Here is a 7,244-nt window from a genome sequence, read left to right as displayed (position 1 = left end):
GCTAAGAAGCAAAAGCAGAGCAAAAGCAAGAACAGACTTGAATGCGCTACGTGCTATCGAACTTGATCACAGGCCCAGGGTGGGTGCTGCTTCCTTGAACCAAAGGCGCGCGCCCTCATGGCCGGCGGTGGCCTGCAAGGGTGTGCCGACCGGCAGGCGCATCCAGCTCAATGGCGCGAGGCTGAAGTCCGCGCCGTCCAGGCTGCCCTGCAAGACCAAGCATTCCAAGCCCCGCGGGTTGTCCAGCTGGAGTGTCGCATTGGCGGGCAGCTGCTTGAGGTGAACGTGTTCATGGGCGTTCGCAAACAGCAGTTGGTCGCCGTGATCCGCTAGCCGGGTGCAGATCTGCTCGCGGTCTTCGGGGTGAAATTGCTGCAAGCGGACGAAGATAGTGCAGCCCTCGGCAGACCTTGGCGCGTGAGCGCTACCGGGCGGATTACGCACATAGCTGCCCGCGGGGTATTGGCCGCGCTCATCTTCGAACACTCCCTCCAGGACCAGAAACTCTTCGCCGGCGGGATGCTGGTGGGCGCTGAAATGGCTGCCGGGGGCATAACGCACCAAGCTGGTGGCGCGCGCCTTTTCGCCACCGATGCGAAACAGCGGCCGGCGCTCGACGCCGGGCAGCGGGCTGGCCAGCCAAGGCAGGGCCGCACCGTGCATGATGGCGGGTTGGGTCAGATCGGCGTTCAGGCGGTCCGGGAGCATGCTGAGGCTACGTTAGAAGAAGCTGCGTTGGGCTTTGATGGTGACCATGCTTTCGCAATAGGTGTTGATGCCAGCATAGGCGTCACAGCCACTGCCGCTGAGGTCGGAGTTACTGTAGATCAGGTTCAGGTCGATGCCCAGCCATGGCCGCGACAGCTCCAGCGACCAGTCAGAAAACCCGCTGATCTGGCTGCCGTCGCCAATAGTGAAGGGCGTGCCCAGGCGGTGGTGGGCGAGCTTCACGGTGAGGTCGACATCGACCAGCGGCAACTGGCCGAAGTCAGCGAACAGCGTGCCGGTGCGGTTGTCCGGGTTGTCGCGCCAGGCACCGCCAAAGCGGCTGCCCAGCACTGAGACGCCGCCGTACAGGGCGTAGCTGTCGGGGCCGGCGATGTTCGGCTGGCTGTAGTGGATCAGTCCCACTTCGTAGCCCAGGGTACTGTCGAAGCGGTGCTTGTAGCCGGTGTAGCTGTCCAGGCGCAGGGTGGAGTCGGGCGTCACGCCCATGCTCGGCGCATACTGCCCGACGTACCAGCCGCTGGGGTGGCTGAGGTCGAGGCCGCCGTGGAAGGCGCCTGTCGCGCTCGGTGAGATCAGCCCCTGGGCCATGCTGCGCGAGGGCGTGGTACCGAGCTTAAAGTCAAAATTGCCCAGTTGCCGCTGGATCTGTTGCGCGTGCAGTGCCGGGCTCGAGAGAAGGGCCGCAGTCAGCAGCAGAAGGGGCCTGGTCATGGTCACCGTCCTGGAAGGCTTGCTCTTGAGCGGTCGAGGATACCTGCGTTGGTTGCCGCAGGGCTACCGGCGGCGGCCGTTACTCGACCATTGGTCCAAGGCAGTTCATGCCCCGAGCGGTTCGGCGATTTCGATCAGGTTCAGGTCGGGGTCACGTACGTACACCGAGCGGATCGGGCCGGTTGCGCCAGTGCGCGCAACGGGACCTTCGATGATTGGCCATTGCACCTTCTGCAGGTGAGCGATTACCTGTTCCAGCGCGACCTTGCTGATGAAGCACAGGTCCAGCGCGCCCGGTACCGGCAGATGCGCCTTGGGCTCGAACTCATGGCCGCGGACGTGGATGTTGATTTTCTGATTGCCGTAGCGCAGCGCCAGGCGGTTGTTGCCGAAGGTTTCCAGCTGCATGCCCAGCACGCGGGTGTAGAAATCGGTGCAGGCTTCGACATCGGTGGTGGTGAGGACCAGATGGTCCAGGTGATCGATCATTGGCCAGCCTCGGTGACAAGGACTGAAGGCGATCAGTCCGGCCTGAGCCATGATAGTGCGCTGAGTCGGCCTTTCAACTCAGCCTTTGATGGCAGGCAGACCTTCGGCAACCTCGGTGATCACCTGCGGGCTGGCAGAGCGCTCGATGACGCGCTTGCGCAGTTCGTACTCGTCCAGCGACAGGCCTTGGCGCTGGATGGATTCGAGTTGCAACTGGCGGGTTTCCTCGGCGGTGTAGGAGCGCAGCTCGGGGTGGCTGGCGCACCCGGTGAGCACGGCGATCGCGGTGGCGGAGAGGGCAGCGAGCAGCAGGCGGGCCGTGGTGTTCATCGGGGGTAGCTCCAGGATTCGGGCGGTGGGAATCGATGGAGCTAGGTTATTGATTGCTGGCGATGGGTAGAAATTGGTGTTGTCGATAGTGACTATTGAGGTTGCTGCGAGTCCTCCGCCTGGATGCTTGCTAAATAGTGACGCTGCCGTCATGCGTACTGCTGCCGATGACACTTGACTCACACTCGGGTTTTCCCGCATTCGTTGATTTAGCATCCGTCATGATGTTGTCGCCTGATTTTTCGACCGCCGTAACCCATGGGGTAGGAATTTTCGTCAAGGGGTCTACGCTGGTGGCGCTTCTTCGAACAGCCCCCACCTAGGCCTCAATACTTGATATCCCTTGCGCGTTCGCGCCCCTGCTGCTTGGTGTGGCGCTTGTCCTGGCGGCAACGGGCGTTGCTCTTCTGGTCGGCGTGGCGGCAGTCCTGTTTGGTCTGCCGCGCCCCCTGGCGGGTTTCCTGGCGCACTTCGCGTGCTTGCTGGCGCCGCTCGGCGCGGTCGGTAACCGCCGCCCAACCCTGTAACGTGGTGGCGCACAACAGCATAGCCACGCAAAAACGACAGGCTCTTGAAGTTGCCATGGTTCAGGCCTCCTGCTGGGTTGGTTTATTGTCCCGAAGGGCTAACAGAAGCTTAAGTACAGCCCGGTTTCGATAGGCGATTTAGATTTAAAGGCAGTAAGCCTAGTTGCCATTAGTGCGTTGAAATCAAAGACACAAAAGTGGTCGAAAACGGCGCCTTTGCTACCCTTACCGCACGGCAGCGACTGCCCGGTTTGCAATCCACTCATTTCACGCGGTATGGCCAGATGGGGAACTGCGATGCGCATGCCATTGTTATGCGTCTTGTCGGTAGTGTTGTGCCTTAACGGTGTTGCCAGCCAGGCGCTGGCCGAGGATCTGCCGGCGCCCGACCCGGCGCCTGCCGAAGCCAGGCAGGCGGTGTTCAACCAGGAGCAGCTCGACCAGATGCTAGCGCCGATTGCCTTGTACCCCGACCCGCTGCTGGCCCAGGTGCTGATGGCGTCGACCTACCCGGGCGAGGTGACCGAGGCGGTAGCCTGGTCCAAGGCCAACCCCAAGGCCCAGGGCGACGACGCGGTCAAGCAGGTGGCCAAGCAGACCTGGGACCCAAGCGTGCAGTCGCTGGTGGCGTTCCCGCAGGTGCTGGTGGTGCTTGGCCAGGACCCGGTCTGGGTCCAGCGCCTGGGCGATGCCTTCCTTGCGCAACCCGATGACGTGATGGCCGGCGTGCAGCGCCTGCGCCATCAGGCCCAGGCGGCCGGTAACCTGACCAGCAACCAGTACCAGAACGTCACGGTGCAGGCCGCGCCCGCAGCGGCGCCGGCTGCGGCCCCGGCCAGCTCGGGCGGCTCGCAGAGCGCGCCTGCCAGCAGCTCCTCGACCAGCACCATCATTATTCAACCGGCCGACCCGCAGGTGGTCTACGTGCCCACCTACAACCCGACCACCACCTACGGCACCTGGGCCTATCCAGCCTCGCCGCCGGTGTACTACCCGCCGTCGCCGATGTATTACGCGGGCACCGCACTGATGGCCGGGCTGGCGTTCGGCGCTGGCGTGGCGATCATCGATTCGGTGTGGGGCGATTGCGACTGGAACAACGGCGATGTCGATATCGACGTCAACCGCTACAACAACATCAACGGCAATAACCGCATCACCAACAATCAGAACAAATGGCAGCACAACCCTGCACACCGCGATGGCGTGCCGTACCGCGACAACCGCAGCCGCCAGCAGTACGGCCGCCAGCTCGACGGCGCCAGCCAGCGTGCTGCGTTCCGCGGTGATGATGCCCAGCGCGCCCAGGCCCGTGACCGTGCCCGCAGTTCGATGGACCGCGCAGGCATCGAGCGCCCGGCTACCAGCAACCGCGAGGCCCGCGACAGTGCACGCCAGGCACGCGCCGAAGGCGGCGTGGGCAACCGCATGCAAGGTGCCAACAACACCGCACGCCCCGCCGACCGCCGCACAGAACCACGCAACACGCGTGAAAACACCCGCGACAACCCGCGTCGCCAGGGTGAAGGCCAGGCCCGTCAGGCCGCGCAGAACCGCCCGAGCAACACCGCTGGCCGCGCGCGTAACAACGCCTTCGACGGCGTGCGCTCGCCTTCGCGTACCACGGCGCAGGCCAACCGTGGCCGTACCAGCCAGTCGTTCGCCCAGCGGCCCAACGCTTCCCGTGCAGCGGGGCATCAAATTTCCCGGCCCAGTGCGCCGGCGCGTCGCGGTGGGGGAGGTGGCCGTCGATGAACAACAAGACAACCATTGCCGGGTTGCTGATCGGTCTGGGCCTGGCCTGGGCAAACCTGGCCGCCGCGCAGGAAGTGTTCCCGACGCCTGAGAAAGCGGTCGAATCGTTCGTCCAGGCGCTGGGCGTCGAGCACGCCGACGAAGCGCGTCTGACCCAGGTGCTGGGTGAAGACTGGCGCACCTACATTCCGCGTGAGGGCGTGCAGCGCAGTGACGTCGATGCCTTCCTGGAGCAGTACAAGGCCCAGCACCAGATCGACAAGCAGGGCGACAACAAGGCCATCCTGGCCGTGGGCCCTGAACACTGGACCTTGCCCATCCCCTTGACCAAGGCCAGCAACGGTTGGCGCTTCGACCTCAAGGCCGGCAGTGCTGAAATCCGTGCCCGGCGTATCGGCCGTAATGAACTGGCCGCATTGCAGTCGGTGCTGGCCTATCACGACGCGCAGATGGACTACGCCACGAAGGACCGCAACGGCAACGGCGCACTGGAATATGCCCAGCAGATCTTCAGCACGCCCGGCAAGCATGACGGTTTGTTCTGGGAGGACGAAGCGGGCGGCGAGATCAGCCCGCTGGGGCCGCTGTTTGGCAAGGATGTGGTGGGTGATGCCTGGTACGGCTATCACTTCCGCATCCTCGATGCCCAAGGGCCGTCGGCACCGGGAGGCGCCTACAGCTACCTGATCGGCAACCAGATGAGCCGCGGTTTCGCCCTGGTCGCCTGGCCAGCGAAATACGACGACACCGGCGTGATGAGCTTCATGATCAGCCACGACGGGCAGGTGTTCGAGAAGGACCTGGGGCCGCAGGGCGACAAGATTGCCAAGGCCATGAAGCGCTTCGATCCGGATGACAGCTGGAAAGAAGTGGATCTCAACGCCAGCGAATGATGGCGGCGCGCGCACCAGCGGCGGTCTGGGTGAGTACTACCCAGTGCTGTTCCGCTTTGGTGCGCGCTCGCCTCAAAACAGGTCTTGGCGCACAGGTCTGTTTCGCTGAATCGCTAGACAGTGTGCAGGTTGAACAGGGATGGTTGTGCCGATTGCCCGCAGTTCTCCGCTTTTCGCGGTTGGCAAAAGCGGCCCGCATATTGCTCCCTGCTGTCGCAACGACAACCCGGAGCACCGTGCCATGAGCTCACCCACCGAATTCCCGCTTTGCGAAGCCCCCTCGTCATCGCGCAAGGGGCTGCTGCCCATTGCCATGGTGCTGTTCAGCTTTACCTTCTTCACCGGCACCATGTTCGCCGGTGGCAAGCTGGGCATGGCCTTCAACTTCGTCGACATGCTCTGGGTGGCTGCCATCGGCAATACGCTGCTGGCGTTGTATGCCGCTGCCCTGGCCTTCATCGCCTCGCGCAGCGGGCTGAACACCGTGCTGATGGGGCGCTTCTGTTTCGGCGAGGCGGGCAGCCGGCTTTCCGACTTCATCCTGGGCTTCGCGGAACTGGGCTGGTACGCCTGGGGCACCGGGACCGTGGCGATCGTGCTGGTCAAACTGCTGGGTCTGGCAGGCGGCTACACAGTGCCGCTGATGGTGCTGTTCGGCCTGGGCTTCAGTATCACCGCGATCATCGGCTTCAAGGGCCTGGACTTGCTGTCGCGGGTGTCAGTGCCGCTGATGTTCGCGCTGCTGCTGGTGTCGATGTACATCGCTACCGCCGATGCCGGAGGCTTTGCCGGCCTGGCGGCAGTGGTGCCCCATGAAAGCATGACCTTCTCGGCTGCGGTGACCATGGTCTTCGGCACGTTCGCCAGCGGCGCTACCCAGGCCACCAACTGGACCCGGCTGTCGCGCAGCGGGCGGGTGGCGGTGGTGGCCAGCATCGTCGCCTTTCTGCTTGGCAACGGCCTGATGGTGGTGGCCGGGGCCTGGTGCGCGATGGTCTACCAGCAGGCCGACATCGTCGAAGTGATGATGCTGCAAGGCCTGTCGTTCGCGGCGGTGGTGATGCTTTGCCTGAACCTCTGGACCATCCAGGGGCCGACGATCTACAACGTCTCGGCAGCCGCCTGCCACCTGCTGCGCAGCGAGCGTCGGCGCACCGCCACGCTGGCGGCGGCGGCGGTGGGCATCGGGCTGGCGATCGGTGGCATGTACGAAATGCTCATTCCATTTCTGGTGCTGCTGGGCTCGATCATTCCGCCGGTGGGCGGTGTGATCATGGCCGATTTCTGGTACCGCCACCGTGGCAGGTACCCGGCGCTGGCCTCGGCGCAGCTGCCGCGCTACAACTTCATGGGGCTGGGGGCCTATGCACTGGGCGCGGTGCTGGCCTACGCCTCGCCGTGGGTCGCGCCGCTGGTAGGCATTGGCGCCTCGGCCCTGTGCTACATCGTCATGCTCGAACTCAGCGGCCGGCGCCGGGCACTGGGCCAGGCGGGCGTCGAGCCGTGAGCCTGGCGCTGGACGAAATCCTGCACCTGCCGGGTCTGGAGGAGATGACCGTGCGTGCTGGCGCACGCAACCTGCAGCGGCGGGTGCGCTGGCCTTACGTGGCGGAAAACGAGGGTATCGCTGAGTGGGTGATGGGCGGTGAGCTGGTGTTCGTCACCGCCCGCCAGCGCGCGGGGCACCTTGAGCTGGCACTGGATGAGCCGCGCCTGCTGCAAGGCATCGTCGACCGTTCGCTGATCACCCCTGGGCAAATGCATTCAACGCATCGAACAGCTGAGCGGGCAATCCCTCGATGACCCGCTC

Annotated in this window: 8 protein-coding genes and 1 pseudogene; 4 read left to right on the top strand and 5 right to left on the bottom strand. The window is 64.3% G+C overall.

The genetic code is table 11. From position 1 onward, the window contains the following. Window positions 1–66: 66 nt before the first annotated feature. The 5 genes from APH28_RS02750 to APH28_RS02730 all read right to left on the bottom strand — a co-directional run bounded on the left by APH28_RS02750 (window position 67) and on the right by APH28_RS02730 (window position 2,843). Complete coding sequence (locus APH28_RS02750; protein WP_060507512.1) at window positions 67–708, bottom strand: cupin domain-containing protein; 642 nt, start codon at window positions 706–708, stop codon at window positions 67–69. 12 nt (window positions 709–720) lie between these two features. Continuing rightward, window positions 721–1,440: a TorF family putative porin gene (locus APH28_RS02745; RefSeq protein ID WP_060507511.1), complete on the bottom strand. Its 720-nt coding sequence runs from the start codon at window positions 1,438–1,440 to the stop codon at window positions 721–723. 105 nt (window positions 1,441–1,545) lie between these two features. Continuing rightward, window positions 1,546–1,929: a VOC family protein gene (locus APH28_RS02740; RefSeq protein WP_060507510.1), complete on the bottom strand. Its 384-nt coding sequence runs from the start codon at window positions 1,927–1,929 to the stop codon at window positions 1,546–1,548. Between the two features lie 78 nt (window positions 1,930–2,007). Further along, window positions 2,008–2,259 carry a hypothetical protein gene (locus tag APH28_RS02735; protein WP_060507509.1) on the bottom strand — a complete coding sequence of 84 codons (252 nt, stop codon included), beginning with the start codon at window positions 2,257–2,259 and terminating at the stop codon, window positions 2,008–2,010. Window positions 2,260–2,585: 326 nt separating this feature from the next. Beyond that, on the bottom strand, window positions 2,586–2,843 hold the full coding sequence (locus APH28_RS02730; protein ID WP_060507508.1) for a hypothetical protein: 258 nt from the start codon (window positions 2,841–2,843) through the stop codon (window positions 2,586–2,588). Between the two features lie 240 nt (window positions 2,844–3,083). On the opposite strand from APH28_RS02730, the gene APH28_RS02725 reads away from it, so the two are divergent. From APH28_RS02725 to APH28_RS29405, 4 genes and pseudogenes are all read left to right on the top strand, one after another. Further along, window positions 3,084–4,541: a DUF3300 domain-containing protein gene (locus APH28_RS02725; protein ID WP_060507507.1), complete on the top strand. Its 1,458-nt coding sequence runs from the start codon at window positions 3,084–3,086 to the stop codon at window positions 4,539–4,541. Then, window positions 4,538–5,434, top strand: coding sequence for a DUF2950 domain-containing protein (locus APH28_RS02720; RefSeq protein ID WP_060507506.1), 897 nt, complete (start codon window positions 4,538–4,540; stop codon window positions 5,432–5,434). Before APH28_RS02725 ends, APH28_RS02720 begins: the two co-directional genes overlap by 4 nt. Before the next feature lie 241 nt (window positions 5,435–5,675). Beyond that, entirely contained in the window at window positions 5,676–6,941 is a 1,266-nt protein-coding gene (gene codB / locus APH28_RS02715; protein ID WP_060507505.1) for a cytosine permease, read from the top strand. Further along, a pseudogene (locus APH28_RS29405) lies at window positions 6,938–7,189 on the top strand (PucR family transcriptional regulator ligand-binding domain-containing protein); the annotation flags it as partial. The gene codB and the pseudogene APH28_RS29405, both read left to right, overlap by 4 nt. Window positions 7,190–7,244: the final 55 nt, after the last annotated feature.

Source organism: Pseudomonas sp. NBRC 111124 (assembly GCF_001320245.1).
Taxonomy (GTDB): domain Bacteria; phylum Pseudomonadota; class Gammaproteobacteria; order Pseudomonadales; family Pseudomonadaceae; genus Aquipseudomonas.
This window is presented reverse-complemented; position numbering and strand designations above follow the sequence as displayed.

Excerpts from the sequence above, each read along its gene's own strand:
- APH28_RS02725 (WP_060507507.1), top strand. The coding sequence starts at position 3,084 with ATGCGCATGCCATTGTTATGCGTCTTGTCGGTAGTGTTGTGCCTTAAC.
- APH28_RS02730 (WP_060507508.1), bottom strand. The coding sequence starts at position 2,843 with ATGGCAACTTCAAGAGCCTGTCGTTTTTGCGTGGCTATGCTGTTGTGC.
- APH28_RS02740 (WP_060507510.1), bottom strand. The coding sequence starts at position 1,929 with ATGATCGATCACCTGGACCATCTGGTCCTCACCACCACCGATGTCGAA.
- APH28_RS02720 (WP_060507506.1), top strand. The coding sequence starts at position 4,538 with ATGAACAACAAGACAACCATTGCCGGGTTGCTGATCGGTCTGGGCCTG.
- APH28_RS02750 (WP_060507512.1), bottom strand. The coding sequence starts at position 708 with ATGCTCCCGGACCGCCTGAACGCCGATCTGACCCAACCCGCCATCATG.
- APH28_RS02745 (WP_060507511.1), bottom strand. The coding sequence starts at position 1,440 with ATGACCAGGCCCCTTCTGCTGCTGACTGCGGCCCTTCTCTCGAGCCCG.
- codB (WP_060507505.1), top strand. The coding sequence starts at position 5,676 with ATGAGCTCACCCACCGAATTCCCGCTTTGCGAAGCCCCCTCGTCATCG.
- APH28_RS02735 (WP_060507509.1), bottom strand. The coding sequence starts at position 2,259 with ATGAACACCACGGCCCGCCTGCTGCTCGCTGCCCTCTCCGCCACCGCG.